Annotated in this window: 17 protein-coding genes; 10 read left to right on the top strand and 7 right to left on the bottom strand. The window is 70.0% G+C overall.

Going from position 1 to position 19,420, the window contains the following annotated elements:
* Positions 1 to 1,777: 1,777 nt before the first annotated feature.
* A complete protein-coding gene (gene mycP, locus QCN29_RS27375; protein WP_318036746.1) occupies positions 1,778 to 3,007 on the top strand; it encodes a type VII secretion-associated serine protease mycosin in 1,230 nt (409 codons plus the stop codon).
* Positions 3,008 to 3,155: 148 nt separating this feature from the next.
* Here the strand turns inward: mycP and QCN29_RS27370 are convergent, their stop codons facing one another.
* On the bottom strand, positions 3,156 to 4,013 hold the full coding sequence (locus QCN29_RS27370) for a helix-turn-helix domain-containing protein (protein ID WP_279931481.1): 858 nt from the start codon (positions 4,011 to 4,013) through the stop codon (positions 3,156 to 3,158).
* Positions 4,014 to 4,149: 136 nt separating this feature from the next.
* Here QCN29_RS27370 and QCN29_RS27365 point away from each other — a divergent pair, with 136 nt between their 5' ends.
* Positions 4,150 to 4,854 (top strand): SDR family oxidoreductase, encoded by a 705-nt coding sequence (locus QCN29_RS27365; RefSeq protein WP_279931480.1) that lies wholly within the window; start codon positions 4,150 to 4,152, stop codon positions 4,852 to 4,854.
* 125 nt (positions 4,855 to 4,979) lie between these two features.
* Here the strand turns inward: QCN29_RS27365 and rox are convergent, their stop codons facing one another.
* Positions 4,980 to 6,440: a rifampin monooxygenase gene (gene rox, locus QCN29_RS27360; protein WP_279931487.1), complete on the bottom strand. Its 1,461-nt coding sequence runs from the start codon at positions 6,438 to 6,440 to the stop codon at positions 4,980 to 4,982.
* A gap of 474 nt (positions 6,441 to 6,914) precedes the next feature.
* Between rox and QCN29_RS27355 the strand changes: the two genes are divergently transcribed.
* Positions 6,915 to 8,177, top strand: coding sequence for an ATP-binding cassette domain-containing protein (locus QCN29_RS27355; RefSeq protein WP_279931479.1), 1,263 nt, complete (start codon positions 6,915 to 6,917; stop codon positions 8,175 to 8,177).
* Here QCN29_RS27355 and QCN29_RS27350 read toward each other — a convergent pair.
* Complete coding sequence (locus QCN29_RS27350) at positions 8,146 to 8,337, bottom strand: hypothetical protein (RefSeq protein WP_279931478.1); 192 nt, start codon at positions 8,335 to 8,337, stop codon at positions 8,146 to 8,148. The two genes, QCN29_RS27355 and QCN29_RS27350, sit on opposite strands and share 32 nt — an antisense overlap.
* An 11-nt stretch (positions 8,338 to 8,348) precedes the next feature.
* Positions 8,349 to 9,200 carry a helix-turn-helix domain-containing protein gene (locus tag QCN29_RS27345; protein WP_279931477.1) on the bottom strand — a complete coding sequence of 284 codons (852 nt, stop codon included), beginning with the start codon at positions 9,198 to 9,200 and terminating at the stop codon, positions 8,349 to 8,351.
* A gap of 283 nt (positions 9,201 to 9,483) precedes the next feature.
* Here QCN29_RS27345 and QCN29_RS27340 point away from each other — a divergent pair, with 283 nt between their 5' ends.
* Positions 9,484 to 9,996 carry an ATP-binding protein gene (locus QCN29_RS27340; RefSeq protein WP_279931476.1) on the top strand — a complete coding sequence of 171 codons (513 nt, stop codon included), beginning with the start codon at positions 9,484 to 9,486 and terminating at the stop codon, positions 9,994 to 9,996.
* Positions 9,997 to 10,006: 10 nt separating this feature from the next.
* On the opposite strand, the gene QCN29_RS27335 is transcribed toward QCN29_RS27340, so the two are convergent.
* A complete protein-coding gene (locus QCN29_RS27335; RefSeq protein ID WP_279931475.1) occupies positions 10,007 to 10,363 on the bottom strand; it encodes a DUF192 domain-containing protein in 357 nt (118 codons plus the stop codon).
* Positions 10,364 to 10,395: 32 nt separating this feature from the next.
* Here QCN29_RS27335 and QCN29_RS27330 point away from each other — a divergent pair, with 32 nt between their 5' ends.
* Positions 10,396 to 11,223 (top strand): A24 family peptidase, encoded by an 828-nt coding sequence (locus tag QCN29_RS27330; RefSeq protein ID WP_279931474.1) that lies wholly within the window; start codon positions 10,396 to 10,398, stop codon positions 11,221 to 11,223.
* A 173-nt stretch (positions 11,224 to 11,396) separates the two neighbouring features.
* On the opposite strand, the gene QCN29_RS27325 is transcribed toward QCN29_RS27330, so the two are convergent.
* Complete coding sequence (locus tag QCN29_RS27325) at positions 11,397 to 11,741, bottom strand: hypothetical protein (protein ID WP_279931473.1); 345 nt, start codon at positions 11,739 to 11,741, stop codon at positions 11,397 to 11,399.
* A gap of 403 nt (positions 11,742 to 12,144) precedes the next feature.
* Positions 12,145 to 13,212 (bottom strand): L-glyceraldehyde 3-phosphate reductase, encoded by a 1,068-nt coding sequence (gene mgrA, locus QCN29_RS27320; RefSeq protein ID WP_279931472.1) that lies wholly within the window; start codon positions 13,210 to 13,212, stop codon positions 12,145 to 12,147.
* 179 nt (positions 13,213 to 13,391) lie between these two features.
* On the opposite strand from mgrA, the gene QCN29_RS27315 reads away from it, so the two are divergent.
* The 5 genes from QCN29_RS27315 (at position 13,392) to QCN29_RS27295 (ending at position 19,352) form a co-directional block, all read left to right on the top strand.
* Entirely contained in the window at positions 13,392 to 14,153 is a 762-nt protein-coding gene (locus QCN29_RS27315) for an isoprenyl transferase (RefSeq protein ID WP_240139322.1), read from the top strand.
* 408 nt (positions 14,154 to 14,561) lie between these two features.
* Complete coding sequence (locus QCN29_RS27310; RefSeq protein WP_279931471.1) at positions 14,562 to 15,884, top strand: PhoH family protein; 1,323 nt, start codon at positions 14,562 to 14,564, stop codon at positions 15,882 to 15,884.
* A gap of 444 nt (positions 15,885 to 16,328) precedes the next feature.
* Positions 16,329 to 17,057: an aggregation-promoting factor C-terminal-like domain-containing protein gene (locus QCN29_RS27305; RefSeq protein ID WP_279931470.1), complete on the top strand. Its 729-nt coding sequence runs from the start codon at positions 16,329 to 16,331 to the stop codon at positions 17,055 to 17,057.
* 124 nt (positions 17,058 to 17,181) lie between these two features.
* The gene (locus tag QCN29_RS27300; RefSeq protein WP_279931469.1) at positions 17,182 to 18,606 is read left to right on the top strand and encodes an AI-2E family transporter; all 1,425 of its coding nucleotides are present in this window, start codon (positions 17,182 to 17,184) and stop codon (positions 18,604 to 18,606) included.
* On the top strand, positions 18,603 to 19,352 hold the full coding sequence (locus QCN29_RS27295; RefSeq protein ID WP_279931468.1) for a hypothetical protein: 750 nt from the start codon (positions 18,603 to 18,605) through the stop codon (positions 19,350 to 19,352). The genes QCN29_RS27300 and QCN29_RS27295 overlap by 4 nt, the downstream gene beginning before the upstream one ends.
* Positions 19,353 to 19,420 lie beyond the last annotated feature (68 nt).

Raw genomic sequence — 19,420 nt, 5'->3', positions numbered from 1 at the left:
AGGCGTCGAGTTTTCATGTGCGGGATGCGGGGGATCGGCTGGCTCGGGCTGCGGGTGAGATCCGGAAGATTGCGTTGCAGTTGAAGTTTCGTCCTGAGCGGGTGGAGTGGCAGGGCGAGGGCTTTGAGGCGTTTGTGGAGTGGGGTGCGAGTCTGTCGGGTGCGACGTATCGGCTGGCGGATTACAGCGATGAGGCGTCGAAGTGGTTGAAGGAGGCTGCGACGTCGATTGCGGCGGCGCAGTCGGGGATTCCTCGGTATACGTCGAAGGAGTCGGCGCAGGAGAGTCTGGATGCGGCGAAGGCGTATCGGAACGATCCTGATTCGAGGTTGGTGCAGGAGAAGGCTGAGGCGGCGCTTGCGGCGTCGCAGGAGAGTCAGCGTCTTGAGGCGGCTGCGGAGATGCGGAAGTTGTCGCAGTCGTATCAGCAGTCGTCGTCGCAGATGGCGAAGCAGGAGGTGCCGACGTTCCAGCCACCGCCGGACCGCTTCGTGCCGCCNCTTGCGGCGTCGCAGGAGAGTCAGCGTCTTGAGGCGGCTGCGGAGATGCGGAAGTTGTCGCAGTCGTATCAGCAGTCGTCGTCGCAGATGGCGAAGCAGGAGGTGCCGACGTTCCAGCCACCGCCGGACCGCTTCGTGCCGCCTGAGGAGGTTCGCGATAGCCGGAATGGCGACCTCACTCGCAGCACCGCGCCAGGAAGCGGCGCTGGAAGCGCGCCGTACAGTCAAGCAACCGCCGGGAGTCCGGCAAGCCATCAGGCATTCGTGACGCGTGCCAGCGTGACGGATCCTGCTGTGGGATATGTTCGGCCGGAGGGGGCCAGTGCTGCGCCTTCGTCGCCGGTGTTGTTGGGGATTGACAGTGTGGCTGTGCCAGCGCAGTCGGCTCCGTCTGCTCCTACTGTGACGCCGACTCCTCCCTCTTCGGGGCGGTCTGATGTGAGTGTGCCGCCGTTGGTGACGGGTGCGCCGCCGGTTNCGCCGACTCCTCCCTCTTCGGGGCGGTCTGATGTGAGTGTGCCGCCGTTGGTGACGGGTGCGCCGCCGGTTGTGGGTGGTGGGTCTGTGAAGTCGCAGGGTGGTGGTGCTGGTGGTCTGCGTCCTGGTGTCGGTGGTGGTCGTGTTCCTGTGTCGCCTGTGACCGGTCAGCCGGTGGGCGGCAGTGGTTCGGCTGGTCCTGTGGGTCGGGTGTCGCGTGAGGGTGTGGTGGGTGGTCGTCCGGTGCCGCCTGCGCAGTCCGGTCGTGGGGCGACAGGGTTGCCGCGGGGGATGGTGGTCGGTGCGGAGTCGGGTGTGCACGGCGGTCGGCCTCCGATGGCGCATGGTGGCGGGGGTGCGGCTGGCGGCGGTGTGGGCGCGGGTCAGAGTGGTGTGGTTGGCGGTCGCCGTCTTGCTGGTGAGACCGGCGGGGTTGTCGGTGGTCGTCCGGCGCAGCCGGGTGTGGCGGCTGGTCGTCCGTTCACGCCGGGTGGTTCGGGTCTGGTGCGCGGCGGTGCTGGTGGTGTGTCGGGTGGCGGGGCTGGTCAGTCGGCGGGGGTGCGTGGTGGCATGATGCCTCCGGCTTCGTCGTCGCGGGCCGGTTCGCGGCGTGAGGATGCCAATGGGCAGCGGCCGGACTATCTGACTGAGGATGAGGAGACCTGGCAGCAGAACCAGCGCCGGGTTGCGCCCCCGGTCATCGACTGAGCCCCCGAGAGAGGCGAGCGAAGAGGATGCGTATGCCTGCCGGTACTGGTCGGGCCCGTGGTCGGGCTGTGGTCTCTGCGGTCCTGGGGTTGGTGCTGGCGGGCATCGCGGCCACGCCTGCGCATGCGGAGTCGATCCGTTCTCAGCAGTGGCATTTGGATGCCATGGGGGCGGAGGAGATCTGGAAGATCAGCACCGGCAAGGGCGTGACCGTCGCCGTCATCGACAGCGGCGTCGACCCCACCAACGGGGACCTGCGCGGCCAGGTACTCAAGGGTCTGGACCTAGCTCCCCAGTCGCCAGGAGACGAGCATACGGATACCGAAGGCCACGGTACTGCCATGGCTGGCCTGATCGCAGGCACGGGTAGGAGTGGTGGTGGAGATGGTGCCTTCGGCCTTGCTCCCGGCGTGAAGATCCTTCCCATCCGAACTCCGGACGTGGGTAGAGAGGCCAATCGTGAATCCCAGGTCGAGGAGTTCAACGACCTCATTCCTGAGGCCATTAAGTATGCAGTTGGGCAGGATGCCAAGGTCATCAACATCTCGATGTCAGTGTTCAGAGGTTCCCCAGAGCTGACTACAGCCGTTAAGTATGCGATCGATGAAGGTTCACTGATCTTTGCAAGCACCGGGAACGATGGGAGCTCGGATCTCGAATACCCGGCTGCTACACCTGGTGTCGTCGGTGTTGGTGCTCTCGACCAGAAGCTGAAGAAAACTGAGGAGTCGCAGTACGGGCCGCAGGTGGACATATCCGCCCCAGGCTGGGACATGGTGCATGCCTGCGGTGGCAAGACGGGGTTGTGCACGTCGCATGGCACCAGTGACGCCACGGCCATCGCGTCCGCTACCGCCGCGCTCATCTGGTCCAAGCATCCCGAGTGGACCAATAACCAGGTGCTTCGTGTGATGCTTAACACGGTGAGCGGGCCCACCAGCGGTAACGAGCGCAACGACCACATCGGCTACGGGGCTGTACGTCCCCTCCGCGCTCTCCAGGAGCCCGGAGACCCGGGGCCCGCCGATGAGTATCCGCTGCCGGACCTCACCGCGGCCCAGTCGCCGTCGCCGGCTTCGGACGCCTCCAAGCCGGCAGCAGGATCACAGCCCGACGACAGCAAGACGGAGGCGGCAGCCCCGAGTGCTGACGGGGGTGACGACTCCAACACGGGACTGTGGATCGGACTCGGCGTCGGCGCGGCTGCCCTCATCGGTGCTGCCGTCACCTTCTCCGTGATCCGCTCCCGCCGCCGGGCCCAGGTGATCCCGGCTGTGGCACACAACCCGTACCAGCAGCAGTACCCGACGCACGGCCAGTAGTCGGGTCAGTAGACCAGGGGGAACGATGGCGATCGCCCGATGATCAGGCGCAAAACGTGGGGCCGCTTCCGGCCGTTGATGGCAGGTCGTCGCCGGTGGCGGATGTGACGGGCCGTAGGGCGTGGGGTCGGCGTGCGGCCGCTGGCTGCTATTCCGGGATGCCGTCTTCGGCCATGGCCTGGGTGCCGATGACGTGGAGGAGTCCCAGCCGGTCGGCGGCGTCGCTGCCGGGGGCGGCGGTATAGGCGACGATGCGCAGGTCGCTGCCTGGAGCTGTGAGCACGTCGCAGTCGAGGGTGAATGTTCCCGCCTCGGGGTGGTGGACGGTCTTGGTGTGCGTCTCGTGGACACCCACGGCTCCGGTGTCCCACAGGCGTGCGAAGCCGGTGCTGACGCCCCGCAGGTCCTTGATCAGAGAGTGTAGGCCGGCATCGGCGGGGTAGCGGGCGGTCGCCGCCCTGAGATCGGTGACCACGGCCGCCTCGAAGCGGGCCTGTTGCCCAGGGGTATGGCTGACCCTGCTGGGCAGACCGGTGAAGTGCCGCCAGGCGACATTGCGCTCACGTCCGCGTAGCGCGGACGCGTCCCCGAGCAAGGCGGTCCACAAGGGGTTCCACAGGATCAGGTTCCAGGCTGCGTCGTACACGCTCAGCGGCGCGCCGTCCAGCTGGTCGAGCAGCCTTCGGACGCCCGGTGGGATGTGGGCCGACACCTGCCTTGGGCTCGGCGGTGGCTGGCCGGCGAGGAGATATAGGTGTTCGCTCTCGGCCGCCGACAGCCGCAGGGCGCGGGCCAGCGCGGACAGCACCTGTGCCGACGGGCAGGTGGCCCGGCCCTGTTCCAGGCGGATGATGTAATCCACCGAGAGTCCGGCGAGCTGCGCCAGTTCCTCGCGTCGCAGCCCGGCAGCCCGGCGTACTCCGCCGGCGGGCACTCCCACCGCGGCGGGGGGCGTACGGTCGCGCCAGCCGCGCAGGGCCCTGCCCAGTTCCCTGGATCCGCTCATGGCCCCAGTATCCGTCCGCCTCTCCTCGACAGCCTGGTACTGGCAGTCCACAGGCAACAGCGGGCCCTGTCTATGCGTCCGTGGCGCAAGGAGGGTGGAGGCGTCTCCACCCCACCGATCATCGGAGTGAAACGCCATGACCACCACACTGATCACGGGAGCGAACAAGGGCCTCGGCTTTGAGACGGCCCGTCGGCTGATCGAGGCCGGACACACCGTCTACGTCGGGGCACGCGATGTCCACCGCGGCCGGGAGGCGGCCTCGCGGCTCGGCGCCCGCTTCGTTCAGCTCGACGTCACCGACGAGGATTCCGTCAAGGCCGCCGCCGAGTTCGTCCGTGCGGAGACCGGCGGCCGCCTCGATGTCCTGGTCAACAATGCCGGGATCGCGGGCGCGGGCAAGCTCGGTCGGGTCGGCGACGTCACCGGGGCCGACATGATGACCACGTACGACACGAACGTCTTCGGCGCCGTGCGCGTCACGCATGCCTTCCTGCCACTGCTGGAGGCAAGCGACGCCCCGGTCGTCGTCAACGTCAGCAGCGGTCTGGGATCGCTGGCGGCGACCACCGACCCCAACCGGTTGGAGTCCCAGGTGACGGTGCTGGACTACAACTCGTCGAAGACCGCACTGGTGATGGTCACCTCGCAGTACGCCAAGGCATGCCCCGCCATCCGGTTCAATGCCGTCGACCCCGGCTACACCGCCACCGACCTCAACGGTCACCGAGGCGCGCAGACCGTCGAAGAGGGGGCGGAGACCGTCGTCCGCATGGCCTTGATCGGCGCCGACGGTCCGACCGGCGGCTTCTTCGACAAGACCGGCCCGGCCGCCTGGTAGCCATCCGGTTGCTGATACGGGGGCGGTGGCAGTCCGGCGGTCGGTCCGGGACGCAAGCCGTCCGCTCGGGCAGCAGCACGGCGAACCGGTGGCCTTCCTCGGAGCAGAGCGGCCCCGTGCGTCGTTCAGCCGGCGGACGCGCCGAACCACTTCCGCAGGTGGACGAGCAGCTCCTGCTGGTCTTCGCCCACCCATGCGACGTGGCCGTCCGGTCGCAGCAGCACCGCGGGTGCGTCCAGTTCGTCCAGGTCCTCGCTGGTGTCGACGACGTGGTCGACGCGATCCGCCCAGCCCTCCACCGAGAGCCGGCCGGTCTGGTCGAGCAGCAGGCCGCGGGCGTGGTGCATCAGTTCATAGAGGCGGCCCTGCTTGAGCTTGACGTCCCGCAGGCGGCGGCCGAGGAGTTGGTGGCCGTCGCCGAAGTCGTAGCGGACCCCGACTGCGGTGATCATCTCGGTCACGTACCGGTTCACTTCCTCGAAGTCCATCAGCTTCGAGAACAGCTCCCGCAGCGCGGTCGCACCCGGGTCGGTCCCCAGCAGGGCGATCTGCGCACGGGTGTTGTCCAGTACGCGGGCGCCCACCGGGTGGCGCTCGGTGTGGTAGCTGTCCAGCAGCCCTTCCGGCGCCCAGCCGTCCACCTCGGCGGCCAGTTTCCAGCCGAGGTTGAAGGCATCCTGGACGCCGAGGTTGAGGCCCTGCCCGCCGGTCGGCGGGTGGATGTGGGCCGCGTCGCCGGCCAGCAGCACCCGGCCGACCCGGTAGCGCTCGGCCTGCCGGGTGGCGTCGCCGAAGCGGGAGAGCCAGCGCGGCGAGTGCGCACCGAAGTCGGTGCCCGCGACGGCCCGCAGCTGCTGCCTGAACTCCTCGAGGCTCGGCGCGGTCGCACGGTCCTCGGCCACGCCTTCGGCGGGGACGATGACGCGGTACATCCCGTCCCCGAGGGGCGCGGCGCCGAACCGCAGTTGGGTCTTGCGGACCTCGGCGACGACGGCGGCGACCGCCGTCGGATCCTCGGTCAGCTCCATTTCGCCCAGCAGCGTCTCGACCTTGGCAGGCTCGCCGGGGAAGCCCACGCCGAGCTGCCTGCGCACCGTACTGCGGCCGCCGTCGCAGCCGACGGCGTAGCGCGAGCGCAGCCGTGTGCCGTCCGCCAGCTCCAGGGTCACCCCGGCCCCGGCCCCGGCTCCGGCTCCGCCCGCGTCCTGGCTCAGCCCGACGACCTCGCAGCCGCGTCGGATCTCGACGCCGAGTTCAAGGGCTCGCTCGTTGAGCAGCCGCTCGGTGACCGGCTGCGGGGTGGCGAGGCCGTACGGGTGAGCCGTGTCCAGCCCGTCCGGCCACGGCTTCTGGATCCCGCCGAAGAGACCGCCGACCTGGAACTTCTCACTGACCGCAAGGAACCGGCCCAGCAGCCCCCGCTGGTCCATCACCTCGACGCTGCGCGCATGCAGGCCCTGTCCGCGGGACTGCTCGGTCTGCTGGGTCAGCCTCTCCAGTACGACCACGTGTACGCCGTGCAGCCGCAACTCGGCGGCCAGCATCAGGCCGGTCGGCCCGCCGCCGACCACGACCACGTCGATCATCACATTCCCCGTTTCCGCAGGTTCTGGCATCGGGCGGCGATTCTGCGGCACGACGGGGGTCTTGCCGCAAGGCCCCCCGTGCGCTATACGTTGAGAGTGGCAAGGAGCGGGTGCTCCTTGCCTTTGCTGTTTGTGCCGACGGCCGGTACCGCCCAAAGCGGCCGTCGCGCGCCTCCGCCCCGGAGGCGGTCAGCGCGGTGTTCCCACAATGCCTGTCCCCACGACGCGGCTCCTCCCGTCGGCTGCCCCCACGAAGCCTGCCTCCACGACGCGGCTCCGCTCGTCGGCTGCCCATCGAGGCGCCGCACACCGGTGAACCGTGACGGTCCGCTGCTGTGACTCGCTTCACAAGCGCGTGTCGCAGACGGTGTCCGGCAGACTGTGACCGGGCCGCGGGACACGAAGTTGAGAGAGGGAGCCATGTGGGGTGGCAGGGCGGCTGGGCGGGGACTCGGGGCAGCGCTCTGCGGGGGCGTGGTTCTCGGGCTGCTGGCCGGAGGGCCCGCCGGGGCGAGGTCGCTCGCCGACACACCGCACGGTGGCACGGCCGAGTATCGGACCGCTCCCGAGGCGCAGTCCGTCCGCGGAGGTTCCTCACGCACCGAGGGGCCGCCGCTCGTTCCCGGGGGGACGTACACGGACCGCATCGGCAAGGGTGAGAAGAAGTTCTACCGCGTGCGGCTCGACGACTCCTCCGACGCGTATGTGTCGACCGTGCTCGCGCCTCCGCCGCACAGCGGGATCGACTTCTCGGACGGCATCCGGATCTCACTGCAGTCCAAGGACGGCGCGAACTGCAGCCCGAGCAATGACGTCACCTTCAGCGGCGGTTCCGCCAGGCCCATTGGTGACTACGTCAGCCGGCTGGTCGGCGCGGGGCGTGAGTGCCAGGGCGCCGGGGACTACGTCTACACCGTGGAGTGGGTCGGCCCCGGCGCCGGCGGGCCGGGGACAGAGGGATGGCCCATCGAACTCCGGGTCGCAGCGGAGCCCGGGCTGAAGCCGGGGGCGGCTGCGCCGTCGGCCCCGTCCACGTGGAGTACGCAGATGCCGCGGCGGCCCTCCGCCGGGGCGGAGGCCGTCCAGGGAGGCACGGGCTTCAACGACGCGACGACCGTCGACAGCGGCGCCTGGCGCGATGAGCTGGTCCCCGGGGAGAGCCGGTTCTACCGGGTGCCCGTCACCTGGGGGCAGCAGCTCTTCGTCGACGCGGAGTTCGCCGGGACCAGGGGCAGCCGGGCCGCCTTGGTGGGCGGCGGCATGCGGGTCGCCCTCTTCAACACCGCGCGCGGCTTCGTCCGCAGCGCGGAGGCGAACTACACGGGCAAGCCGACCGCCATCGCGTTCGGCACGGCCCCGGCCGCGTACGGCAACCGGAGCGGGGCCGTCGACCCCGCCGTCGGGGCGATGCGGTTCGCCGGCTGGTACTACGTGCGCGTCAGCCTCGACGACACCGTGCAGAGCGCGGTCCCGGTGACCCTGCACCTCACGGTCGCGGGCGACCCGCAGCCGGGCCCCGACTACGACGGCGACCCGCGGGCGTCGGGCCTCGGCGCACCGAGCGACGGCCGTGCCGCCGACGGGGCGGCAGGCTCGCCCCTCCTCATGCGCACGCTCGCCGTCGCCGGCATCGGCACGGGCACGGCGCTGCTGCTGTTCCTGGCGGCGTGGACGGCGCTCGCCCGTCGCCGGGGCGCGCGGCGGGTCAGAGCAGGTGGTCCGCCTTGCCGGCCTTGATGTCGCGTATCAGGTTCCGCAGGGCGTCGAGGCTGTCGGTGATGTATCTGTCCTCTGCGCCGAGCACGGCGATGTAGCCGTTGCCGCCGGCGTCCGTCCCCAGACGAAAGCAGGAGTTGCCCTCCCCGCACAGCGGGTCTTCCCAGATGATGTCCGGCATGGATCAGCCCTTCAGAGGTCGCGCGCAATGGTGCGGATGAAGTCGCGTGAATCGCCGGGGGAGAGTGCGATCCGCTCCATCCAGTCCAGGTGGGCACGGTACTTCGCCAACTGTGACTCCCTGTAGAGGAAATCAGGGCCGTGCGAGTTGTCGATCTGTACGGTGTCGAGGACCCGCGTCGGTCCGTCGGCGTAGACGACAGTCTGCCCGGCGCCGGGGAAGCCGCCCGCTGCGAACGGCAGAGCGAGCAGCGTGATGTTGTCCTGCTCGGACTTCTTCAGCAAGTGCTCAAGCTGGGCGCGTGCCACCCCGGGACCGCCGAACTGCATGCGCAGTGCAGCCTCGTGGATGATCGCCGTGTATGACGGAGCGGCCGGCCTCTCAAGGATCTCCTGTCGCTCGACGCGATGCGCGAGCCTCAGCGCGATGTCGGATTCGGGTAGCCGGGGGATCACGATGCGGAAGAGCGCAAGTGCGTGGTCCGAGGTCTGAAGTAGTCCAGGAACGTGTATCAGGTGCGCAGCTCGCATGCCGACCGCCGAGGCCTCGAGTTCGGCGATGTCCAAGAGGGCTTGGGGGAGCATGCCCCGGTACCGGCCCCACCAGCCACGCTTGTTGGGTCGGGCCATGTCCACAAGCGCATCGACGAAGCGCTCGTCTGCACATCCGCACGCGGTGGCAAGCGAGCGCAGCCGCTCTTCGCTGATCGCGCGGATGCCCTGCTCGATGTTGGAGATCTTGGACCGGTCGACGCCGAGGAGAGCTGCGGCGGCCTCGGCCGAGATGTTCGCCGCCATGCGCATCTTGCGCAGTTCGGCTCCCAGTCGCTTCTGACGCTCAGTGGGCGACGTCCTCGCTGCCATGCCGGTCCTCTCTGCACGCGGTCGATTGCAGTCTGCCGTGTGTGCGTGCGATGCACCCACGAAAGGGCTTAAGTTTCCCTGAGGAGGGGCAAATTTGGCCCGTGTGCCCCTACGGTAGGTAATGCGGCGCTCACCGACATGAGACGGAAGCGCATCACGCGGTCCTGCCCGCAGGCTCCTTCCCTGGGAGGGGTCGGCCCGCGTCAGGGAGACAGGCCACCGCTCATCCGCGCCGCGGCGATCGCAGTCGAACGAACCGTCCACCTCCTCCAGGGAGTTCGCCATGCCGCTGATCCGCCCCATCCGCTGCCCCGCCGCGCCCCTTGCCGCGCGGCCGCCCCAGGCGCCCCGGCCCGCCGGGCTGGCGTGCAGCATCACCGTTCCCGGGGAGCCGCACAGCGCCGCGATCGTGCGGAACACGGTCCGGTCGGCGCTCCACGCGCACGGGCTCGCCCCGCACGCGGACCTCGCGCAGCTTGCCGTGACCGAGCTGGTGGCGACCGCAGCGAAGCTCACGCCGGGGGAGGACCTGTACGTATCGGTCCGCTACCGGGCAGGGGCGTTGCGGATCGTGCTGTGGGACCAGCATCCACGGCATCGCGATCCCGACGCGGTGAGCGTCTGCGAGGAGCGGAGGCGCAGGTCGCTGTGGCTGCTGGACGCCATGGCCGAGGAGCACGGCGGCGACTGGGGGACGGAGGAGGCGCAACCGCCGCACCGGGGGACCAAGTCCTGGGCCCTGCTGCCGTGTGAGGGCTTTGCGGTACGCCGTACGAGGAGCAGGCTGTCGCGCTGAGGAGGACGCGTCACTGCTCGATCGAGACGCGTACCCCCACCCGCAGGCCCCACTCCGTCATCGTGCCCGCCTCCGACTCCAGGACGTGGCGGGCGCGCAGGCGGGGGCGGGTGAGGCGGCCCGGCGGCACGGTGTGCAGGGCTGCCACCCGCAACTCGCGGTCCAGATAGGCGACATCGACCGGGAAGCGCATCCGGAAGGTGTGGACGCTGTTGCACGGCGTCAGCAGCATCGCTCCCTCGATGCCGTCGCGGCCCAGCAGGCCTCTCCGCCGACGGGCGTATGTCGCCGCGATCTCCACCGGTATGGGGGAGACGGCGTCCGGGAACCTCAGCAGAGCGGGGGCGTTGTGCCATCTTCGGACCATGGGCATGGAACGTACCGGCTACGCTCACCGCCGTGTACGCCACGCTGATCGCCGTCGCCGCGTGCTGGGGCGCCCTCGCCGGTGCGCTGGTGCCCCGTGTCGCGTACCGGCTGTCCGTGGAGCCGGGAGAGGCATGGCGCGACGGATGCCCTCTCGGACACACGTACACCGGACCGGCCGGCGGCTGGATCGGCGGGTCCGGGTGCGGGAGTTGCGACACGGCCGCCGACACGGCCGACACGGCCGACACGGCCGACACGGCCGACACGGCAGACACGGCAGACACGGCAGACAGGGCAGACACGGCGGCACGGAGCCGATGGCTCGTGCCCTTCCTCACCGCCGCCGTCTGCACGGCCCTGACCGCCGCCACCGGGCCCCGTCCCGAGCTCGCCGTATGGCTGCTGCTCGTCCCGGTCGCCGTGCTGCTCGCCCTCGTCGACCTCGCCGTCCACCGGCTGCCCGATCTGCTGACGCTGCCCCTCGCCGCCGCCGTCGCACTGCTGCTCGGGGCCGCGGCGCTGCTGCCCGGGCACACGGGGACGTGGACCGGCGCGCTGCTGGGCGGGGCGGCTCTCGGGGGCGGCTATCTCGCGCTGTTCCTGCTCCATCCCCGGGGGCTCGGCTTCGGCGACGTCAAGCTCGCGGTCGCCGTGGGGACGGCGCTCGGCTGGTACGGCTGGGCGGTGCTGTTCGCCGGGGCCTTCGCGGGGTTTCTGCTCGGATCGCTCTACGGCCTCGCTCTGATCGCGCTGCGCCGCGCCACCCGCAAGAGCGCGATCCCCTTCGGGCCGTTCATGCTCCTGGGGGCCTTCGGGGGGCTGCTGCTGGGCGCGGTGCCCGCTGCGGCGGCGCCCTGACGGGCTTCCCGGCCGCCGGTCCCGCGCCCAACGGGGCCCGCCCCTCACGGGGGCCCGCGCCCCACGGGGGCCCGCGCCTCACCGGGCCCGCAGCTCACGGGGCCTGCGCCCCACGGGCCTGCACTTCACGGGCCCCGCAGCTCACGGGCCCCGCAGCTCACCGGCCCCGCAGCTCACGGGGTCGGCGCGTCGAAGGGCTCGTCGTGCCAGCGCCAGCCGGCCGTGCCGTCGCCGTGGATGTGCAGCATGAACTCGGCGACCGGGCGGCCGTCGGGGAACGTCATGGTCAGCGCGGCGCGGATCCGGGCGTAGCAGGCGTCGGCCCGCTCCCAGTCCTCCTCGTCCGCGGCCTGCTCCTGCTCGGCGAAGACAGGGCGGAACTCCTCGAAGCCTGGCAGGGTCTCGACGTCGGCATGGACCCACGGCATGTCGGTTCCGGTCACGGTCAGCCGTGCCGTCTCCCGGTCGCCGTGGTGGAGCCGCCAGACGCTGCCGGTGGTCAGGTGCGGATTGGCCATGGCTTCATGATGGCGGTCGCCGCTGACAATCGCGCCAGGTACCGGATCCTGACGGCTGGACACGGAGACGACGGAAACCGCAGCTTGACTGTGCGTCACGGCATCCGGTGGCGCTCCGTCAAGTTCGTGCGCCGTTGACAGGGTCCCCCGTGGGAGCGGCGCCGTGCATGCGGCCGTCTGGCTCCGCCAGTGGCTCAGTGGCTGCGGATTCCGTCGTACTGCGGGGCGAAAGGAGTGCAGGGACCGCTGAATGCCGCATTCGGAGCGTAATTGTGGCGCGCAGTGGCGTGCGTCGGCACTTACGAAGGGTTATGGTGGAAACCCCCCCTCGGGCCGGTCCGTATCCCCCCCACGGACCGGCCCGTTTTTCTTCGCCCGCAGCCGACGCCCGCGGTCTGCTTCCTCAGCCCCGCCGGGCCCAGATGTTCGTGCCCTCGGTGTCGATCGCGAAGACGTCGATCGCCTTGAGCTCCTCCGGGCTCAGCGGCGCCCCGCTCAGCGCCGCGACGTTCTCCTCGAGCTGCTGCACACTGGACGCGCCGATCAGCGCCGACGTCATCCGCGGGTCCCGCAGCACCCATGTCAGCGCCAGCTGCGCCAGGGACTGGCCGCGCGCGGCCGCGATGTCGTTGAGGCCGTGCAGTCGCCGCAGCACGTCCTCCGAGAGCAGGTTCGGGTCCAGGGACTTGCCCTGGGCGGCCCGCGAGCCCTCCGGGATGCCCTTCAGATACTTGCCGGTGAGCAGGCCCTGCGCCAGCGGGGCGAAGGCGATGCAGCCCATGCCCGCGCCCTCCAGCGCGTCGAGCAGCCCGTCGTCCTCGGTCCAGCGGTTGATCATCGAGTAGGAGGGCTGGTGGATCAGTGCGGGGACGCCCATCTCCTTCAGCAGTGCTGCCGCCTGCCCGGTCTGCTCGGCGTTGTACGAGGAGACGCCCGCGTACAGAGCCTTGCCCTGCTGGACGGCGGAGGCCAGCGCCCCCATCGTCTCCTCGAGCGGGGTGTCCGGGTCGAAGCGGTGCGAGTAGAAGATGTCGACGTAGTCCAGGCCCATCCGCTTCAGGGAGGCGTCGAGCGAGGAGAGCAGGTACTTGCGCGAGCCCCACTCCCCGTACGGGCCGGGATGCATGAGATATCCCGCTTTGGTGGAGATAATCAATTCATCACGGTACTGGGTGAAATCCTGAGCAAAGATCTTGCCGAAGTTCAGCTCCGCGGAGCCGGCCGGCGGACCGTAGTTGTTGGCCAGGTCGAAGTGGGTGACACCCAGGTCGAAAGCGCGCCGCAGTATCGCGCGCTGCGAGTCGAGTGCGCGGTCGTCGCCGAAGTTGTGCCACAGCCCGAGCGAGATCGCCGGGAGCCTGAGCCCGGAGCGGCCCGTACGCCGGTATTCCATCGCGTCGTAGCGGTGCTCTGCTCCCCGGTACTGGTGTGCGGGGAGTGAAGGGTGGGAAGAACGAAGAGAATCAGTCACGCATCTCTCCTTATCACGGACTTGTGACAGACCGAGTTGGGCCGCCGTGGGCCGCGCGCAGTACATTGGCGGCCTTGGGCCCCGGCCTCGGCGGGCCCCCGGCCCCGGCCCCGGCCTTGCGACCCCACCCCGTGTCCCGGGGGCGGCGGCCCCCGGACAGGAACCGAGAGGTGGACTCAGTGAACTTGCGCGACCTGGTGTACGGGCTCTACGCACGCCGGGTGGAGGGTCGCCTCGACCACGCCCAGGTGCCCAAGCACATCGGCGTCATCCTGGACGGCAACCGCCGCTGGGCGAAGGCGGCGGGCGGCTCGCCCGAGCAGGGTCACCAGGCCGGCGCCAGCAAGATTCAGGAGCTGCTCGGCTGGTGTGCCGAGACCGACGTCGAGGTCGTCACCCTCTGGATGCTGTCGACCGACAACCTCGACCGCCCCGACGACCAGCTCGTGCCGCTGCTCGGCATCATCGAGCAGGCGGTGCGCGACCTGGCCGCCGACGGCCGCTGGCGTGTGCACCACGTCGGAGGCCTCGATCTGCTGCCCGCCCGGACCCAGTCGGTGCTGAAGGAGGCCGAGCAGGTCACTCTGGGCAATACGGGCATACTCGTCAACGTCGCCGTGGGCTACGGCGGCCGCCAGGAGATCGCCGACGCGGTCCGCTCCCTGCTGCTGGAGCACGCGGCGAAGGGCACCAGCTTCGAGGAGCTCGCCGAGACCGTCGACATCGACCTCATCGCCGAGCACCTCTACACCCGAGGCCAGCCCGACCCCGACCTCGTCATCCGCACCAGCGGCGAGCAGCGGCTGTCCGGATTCATGCTCTGGCAGAGCGCCCACTCCGAGTACTACTTCTGCGAAGTCTTCTGGCCCGCGTTCCGCAAGGTCGACTTCCTGCGGGCCCTGCGCGACTACGCGGCCCGCCACCGCCGCTACGGCACCTGAGACGGCCTTCGGCCCCCGGGCACGTCACGCCTCTCGCCCCGCCTCGCCCCGCCGCACTTCGCTTCGCCCCGTCCGGACGAGTCCGGACCCGTTCGCACCCGTCCGGGTCCGCCTGGCCGAAGGTCATCGGCAGTTCATGCCCGCGTCGGCCTACGCCGGGGCATGCCAGCGCTTGTTCGAGGGAATATCCCTTCCAGGTCGACGTCCGATCCACGGACGTCGTATCTCAGTGAGCGGCCGAGACCGCTCACCCGGGAGGCCCTTTGCACACGAAGGACTGCACCCCATGTGCAGACTGCGCGGAGGGCCGGCGTTCGGCCCGCGCATCGCGGCCTGAGCCCGGCCCACTCGCCCGCGACGCGTCGCACCCCGACCTCATGCGCCTCTATAGAGGGGGTCTGTCCTTCCGTGGTGAACAGCACAAAGCGCCGCCTGCCCGACCGGCGCACCTACGTTCTCGACACCAGCGTCCTGCTGGCCGACCCGAGCGCCCTGACCCGCTTCGATGAGCACGAGGTCGTGCTCCCGATCGTGGTGATCACAGAGCTGGAGGCCAAGAGGCACCATCCCGAACTCGGCTACTTCGCCCGCCAGGCGCTGCGCCTGCTGGACGACTGCCGGGTGCGGTACGGCCGCCTGGACGCCCCCATCCCCATGGGCGACCTGGGCGGCACGCTGCGCGTCGAGCTCAACCACTCCGACCCCGGTGTGCTCCCGGCCGGCTTCAGGCTGGGGGACAACGACTCGCGGATTCTGGCGGTGGCCCGCAATCTGCAGGCCGAGGGGTATGACGTCACGGTCGTCTCGAAGGACCTGCCGCTGCGCATCAAGGCGTCGTCCGTCGGCCTGCTGGCCGAGGAGTACCGCGCGGAGCTGGCCATCACCGACTCCGGCTGGACGGGCATGGCGGAACTGCCCCTGAGCGGCGAGCAGGTCGACCTGCTGTACGCGGAGGAGTCGCTGTACGTCCCCGAGGCGGCGGATCTGCCGGTGCACACCGGTCTGGTCCTGCAGTCCGAGCGGGGCAAGGCCCTCGGGCGCGTCTCACCCGAGGGCAATGTGCGGCTTGTGCGCGGCGACCGCGAGGCCTTCGGCATCCACGGCCGCAGCGCCGAGCAGCGCATCGCCCTCGATCTGCTGCTGGACGACGAGGTGGGCATCGTCTCGCTGGGCGGCCGGGCCGGCACCGGCAAGTCGGCGCTCGCGCTCTGCGCCGGCCTGGAGGCGGTGCTGGAGCGCAGGCAGCACCAGAAGGTGATGGTCTTCCGCCCGCTCTACGCGGTCGGCGGCCAGGAGCTCGGCTATCTGCCGGGCACCGAGGCGGAGAAGATGAGCCCCTGGGCGCAGGCGGTCTTCGACACGCTCTCCGCGGTCGCGGGCCGTGAGGTGATCGAGGAGGTTCTGGGGCGCGGCATGCTCGAGGTCCTGCCGCTCACCCATATCCGGGGCCGCTCCCTCCATGACGCCTTCGTCATCGTCGACGAGGCCCAGTCCCTCGAGCGGAATGTGCTCCTGACCGTTCTGTCCCGTATCGGGGCCGATTCCCGGGTCGTTCTGACCCATGACGTCGCCCAGCGGGACAATCTGAGGGTCGGCAGGTATGACGGAGTCGTCGCCGTCGTCGAGAAGCTGAAGGGGCATCCGCTCTTCGCGCATGTCACCCTCACCCGCTCCGAGCGCTCGCAGATCGCCGCACTGGTGACCGAAATGCTCGAAGACGGAAAGATCTGACAGATCCGGCCCAGGGTCCCGTAGGGTCTGAAAGGGGCGTACGGGGCGCAATAGTTGAAGTCATCGCCAACGCCGCCCGGTAGAGCGCGAAAGCGTAGCCGGGCGGCGTTGAGCTGTCCGGCGTTTCCGCAAAACCCCAGCTGTAAACGGGGTGTGAGCTTTCACACGCAACGAAGAATTGCCTTGCGGTATCTGCTTCCGGCAGAGTCTTGCTTCCGTCAGGCCCCGCATGCGACACATCCGCACCCTCAGAGGTGTACGGCACCACACAACTCAAGAACCTGTTCCGTTGCATGCCGCCCGCGAGTACCATGCGGCACACTCCCATGCGGGAGTTGCCCGCCGGGCCCGTGCCTCCCGTGACCCAAGCAAGGGGAGGCCAGTGCCAGGGGCACGATTGCGCCCGCGAGGTCACTCATGTGGGCGATGCTGGAAGGAAACCGTGTGAGCCGGATCTCGGTTCGGGGATTCGCGGTGGCGTCGGCCACTGCGGTCACCACCGTCGGCGCCGTCGTGGGCGTCGCGTCGGGTAACAGCGCGGCCTCGAACAACGGTGACAACCTCGAGGCGACCGCGGCCGACACGACTCTGCTCGCAGACATCCCGATGGGCGAGCAGGCCCAGGTGCAGGTCTCGTCCCTGACGCAGCAGGCGCAGGCTCAGGCCGCCGCCGCGGAGGCCGCGGCGAAGAAGTCGGCAGAGGAAGCGGCCCGCCTCAAGGCCGCCGAGACCGCCAAGGCGAAGAAGGCCGAAGCCGTCGAAGCGGCGGAGCAGGCCGAACGCGAGCGCAAGGAGAAGGAGGAGGAAGAGGCTGCCGCCACCCAGCGCGCCAGCCGCAGCGCCACGCGTGACGCCTCCAGCTTCACGACGCAGTCCTCCTACACGGTCGCCGAGGTCCAGGCGATGGCGCGCCAGATGATCCCCGGCGACCAGTTCCAGTGCTTCAGCAACATAGTGAGCCGCGAGTCGAGCTGGAACTACACGGCGCAGAACCCCTCCTCGGGCGCGTACGGCCTCGTCCAGGCGCTCCCGGGCTCCAAGATGTCCTCGGCGGGCGCCGACTGGCGCACCAACCCCGCCACCCAGATCAAGTGGGGCCTCAACTACATGAACGAGCGCTACGGCAGCCCTTGCGGCGCCTGGTCGTTCTGGCAGGCCAACCACTGGTACTAGACCGCCGGGGCCAACCCGACGTCCGACCTCATCGAGCCCCCCGCCGCTCTCCGGTGGGGGGCTCGGTGCGTGTACGGTCGGTCCGGATGACCCGGGGGAGTGGTCGGGGGAATGAGGAAAGAGCATGTCGAGAGTGCCAGGCTGGCTCAGCCGGGTGGGCGCGGGGCTGACCCGGGCCGCGGAGCGCTTGGAAGAGCGCCGCAAGCAGGCGACGGGCGACGAACTCCCGGCCGCCCCCGGGGCTGACGCCACCGCCGGGCCCGCCGGCGGAACCCCCGAAGCCCCGGGTGCGGGAGCCGCCGGCGCGGCCGGTCTGCCCGCCGTCCCCGGGAGCGTTCCGCCGCCGCCCTTGTACGCGCCCGCCGTCGCCGCCCGGCGCGATCCGGTCGCGGCCATCCCGTGGGGCATGCGGGTCGCGGCCGAGGCCGGCTGGCGGCTGCTCGTCCTCGCCGGCACGGTCTGGGTGCTGATGCGGGTCATCAGCGCCGTGCAGCTTGTGGTGCTCGCCTTCGTCGCCGCACTCCTGGTGACCGCCCTCCTCCAGCCCACCGTGGCCCGGCTGAAGAAGCTGGGGCTGCCGCGCGGACTCGCCACCGCGGTCACCGCGATCTCCGGCTTCGTGATCATGGGTCTCGTCGGCTGGTTTGTGGTCTGGCAGGTCATGGACAACCTCGACAACCTCTCCGACCGGGTCAGGGACGGCATCGAGGAGCTCAAACGCTGGCTGCTGGACAGCCCTTTCCATGTCACCGAGCAGCAGATCAACGACATCGCGGAGAACCTGAGCCAGACCATCGGCACCAACACCGAGGAGATCACTTCCGCGGGTCTCCAGGGTGTGACCGTCATGGTGGAGATCCTCACCGGCATCCTGCTCGCGATGTTCTCCACGCTCTTCCTGCTCTACGACGGCAGGCGCATCTGGAACTGGACGCTGAAACTGGTGCCCGCACAGGCCAGGGAAGGCGTCGCCGGGGCCGGCCCGCGCGCCTGGCGCACCCTGACCGCCTATGTGCGCGGCACGGTGCTCGTGGCGCTGATCGACGCCATCTTCATCGGCCTCGGCATCTACTTCCTCGACGTCCCGATGGCGGTGCCGCTCGCCGTCTTCATCTTCCTCTTCGCCTTCATCCCGCTCGTCGGCGCAGTGATCTCCGGAGCGCTCGCGGTCGTCGTCGGCCTGGTCACCCAAGGCGTGTTCACCGCGCTGATGGTGCTGGTCGTGGTACTCGCCGTGCAGCAGATCGAAGGTCATGTGCTGCAGCCGTTCATCCTCGGCCGCGCGGTGCGGGTCCATCCGCTCGCCGTCGTCCTCGCCGTCGCCGTGGGCGGCCTCACCGCCGGCATCGGCGGCGCGGTGGTGGCGGTGCCCCTGGTCGCCGTCGCCAACACGGCCGTCGGCTATCTGCGGGCATACAGCAAGGAACAGGCGCTGCGCGTGATGCCGCCCCCGCATGGAGCGACCGCGCTGGCGATCGCTCCGGTCGCCCCGCCGGTGCCCGGCGGGAGAGACCAGGGGGAAGAGGGAGGAGAGGGGGAGCGGAAGTGATATCCGAACCGGAGCTGGTCAGCGAGGACGGGTACGGCCAGGCCGAGCTGCCGGGCGAGCATCGGGAGTCCGCCGGCGCGGACCGCGAGACGATGGACGCGGAACGGCCGGTGCGCCGCATGCCGCCGTGGGTGTGGGCGCTCGCCGGCGCGGTGGGCGCGTCCGCGCTGTGGGCGGGGGGACTGTACGCGTACGACCGGATGGGGCCCGATCTCGGCGGCTACCGGGCGACGGAGAACCTCTGCGAGGAGGCGGAGCTGTCGGCGCTGACCGGCGCGCTGGGGCAGATAGCGGGGGCGTCTCCCCAGTCGGCCGAGCACCGGGTCCTGGACCGTGCGATGTGCCACCTCGAGCTGCGACCTGCGGACTATGAGCCGATGGTGGACGAGGACGGCAACACCTACGACATGACGCCCTCGGCGAGTGTCACCTACGAGCTGCACAAGAAGGCAGATCCGGAAACCGAGTTCGAGGCGACCGTGGCCGCGCCGCTGGACCTGTTCATCGGGGAGAAACCGTCGGCGAAGAAGATCGAGGGGTTGGGCGAACGGGCGCATCTGCTGTCTGACGGAGCGGACGCACGGTCGCTGGTGGTGCTGGATGGTCAGGCCAGGCTCTCGCTCTCGGTCTCTCCCGGCTACGCCGAGAGCGGGGAGATGCGACCCGATCTCTCCACGATCGGGATCGAGAAGCTCCTGGTGGACGATATGAAGGCCCTGATGGAGCGCCTCAAGCGCCCCGCGTAGCCCATGCCGCACGACGGCCCCGCCGACCCGAAGTCGGCGGGGCCATCGTCGTACGCGTCGTGGGCCTA

The organism is Streptomyces chengmaiensis, from assembly GCF_029846775.1.
In the GTDB taxonomy this organism is placed as follows: Bacteria; Actinomycetota; Actinomycetes; order Streptomycetales; family Streptomycetaceae; genus Streptomyces; species Streptomyces chengmaiensis.
The sequence above is the reverse complement of the archived record's forward strand: the minus strand, read 5'-3'. Positions and strand labels throughout refer to the sequence as shown.

Bases quoted from the DNA above. Each gene is read 5' to 3' on its own strand.
- QCN29_RS27370 (WP_279931481.1), bottom strand. From the start codon at position 4,013: ATGAGCGGATCCAGGGAACTGGGCAGGGCCCTGCGCGGCTGGCGCGAC.
- QCN29_RS27365 (WP_279931480.1), top strand. From the start codon at position 4,150: ATGACCACCACACTGATCACGGGAGCGAACAAGGGCCTCGGCTTTGAG.
- rox (WP_279931487.1), bottom strand. From the start codon at position 6,440: ATGATCGACGTGGTCGTGGTCGGCGGCGGGCCGACCGGCCTGATGCTG.
- QCN29_RS27350 (WP_279931478.1), bottom strand. From the start codon at position 8,337: ATGCCGGACATCATCTGGGAAGACCCGCTGTGCGGGGAGGGCAACTCC.
- QCN29_RS27345 (WP_279931477.1), bottom strand. From the start codon at position 9,200: ATGGCAGCGAGGACGTCGCCCACTGAGCGTCAGAAGCGACTGGGAGCC.
- QCN29_RS27340 (WP_279931476.1), top strand. From the start codon at position 9,484: ATGCCGCTGATCCGCCCCATCCGCTGCCCCGCCGCGCCCCTTGCCGCG.
- QCN29_RS27335 (WP_279931475.1), bottom strand. From the start codon at position 10,363: ATGGTCCGAAGATGGCACAACGCCCCCGCTCTGCTGAGGTTCCCGGAC.
- QCN29_RS27325 (WP_279931473.1), bottom strand. From the start codon at position 11,741: ATGGCCAATCCGCACCTGACCACCGGCAGCGTCTGGCGGCTCCACCAC.
- QCN29_RS27300 (WP_279931469.1), top strand. From the start codon at position 17,182: ATGTCGAGAGTGCCAGGCTGGCTCAGCCGGGTGGGCGCGGGGCTGACC.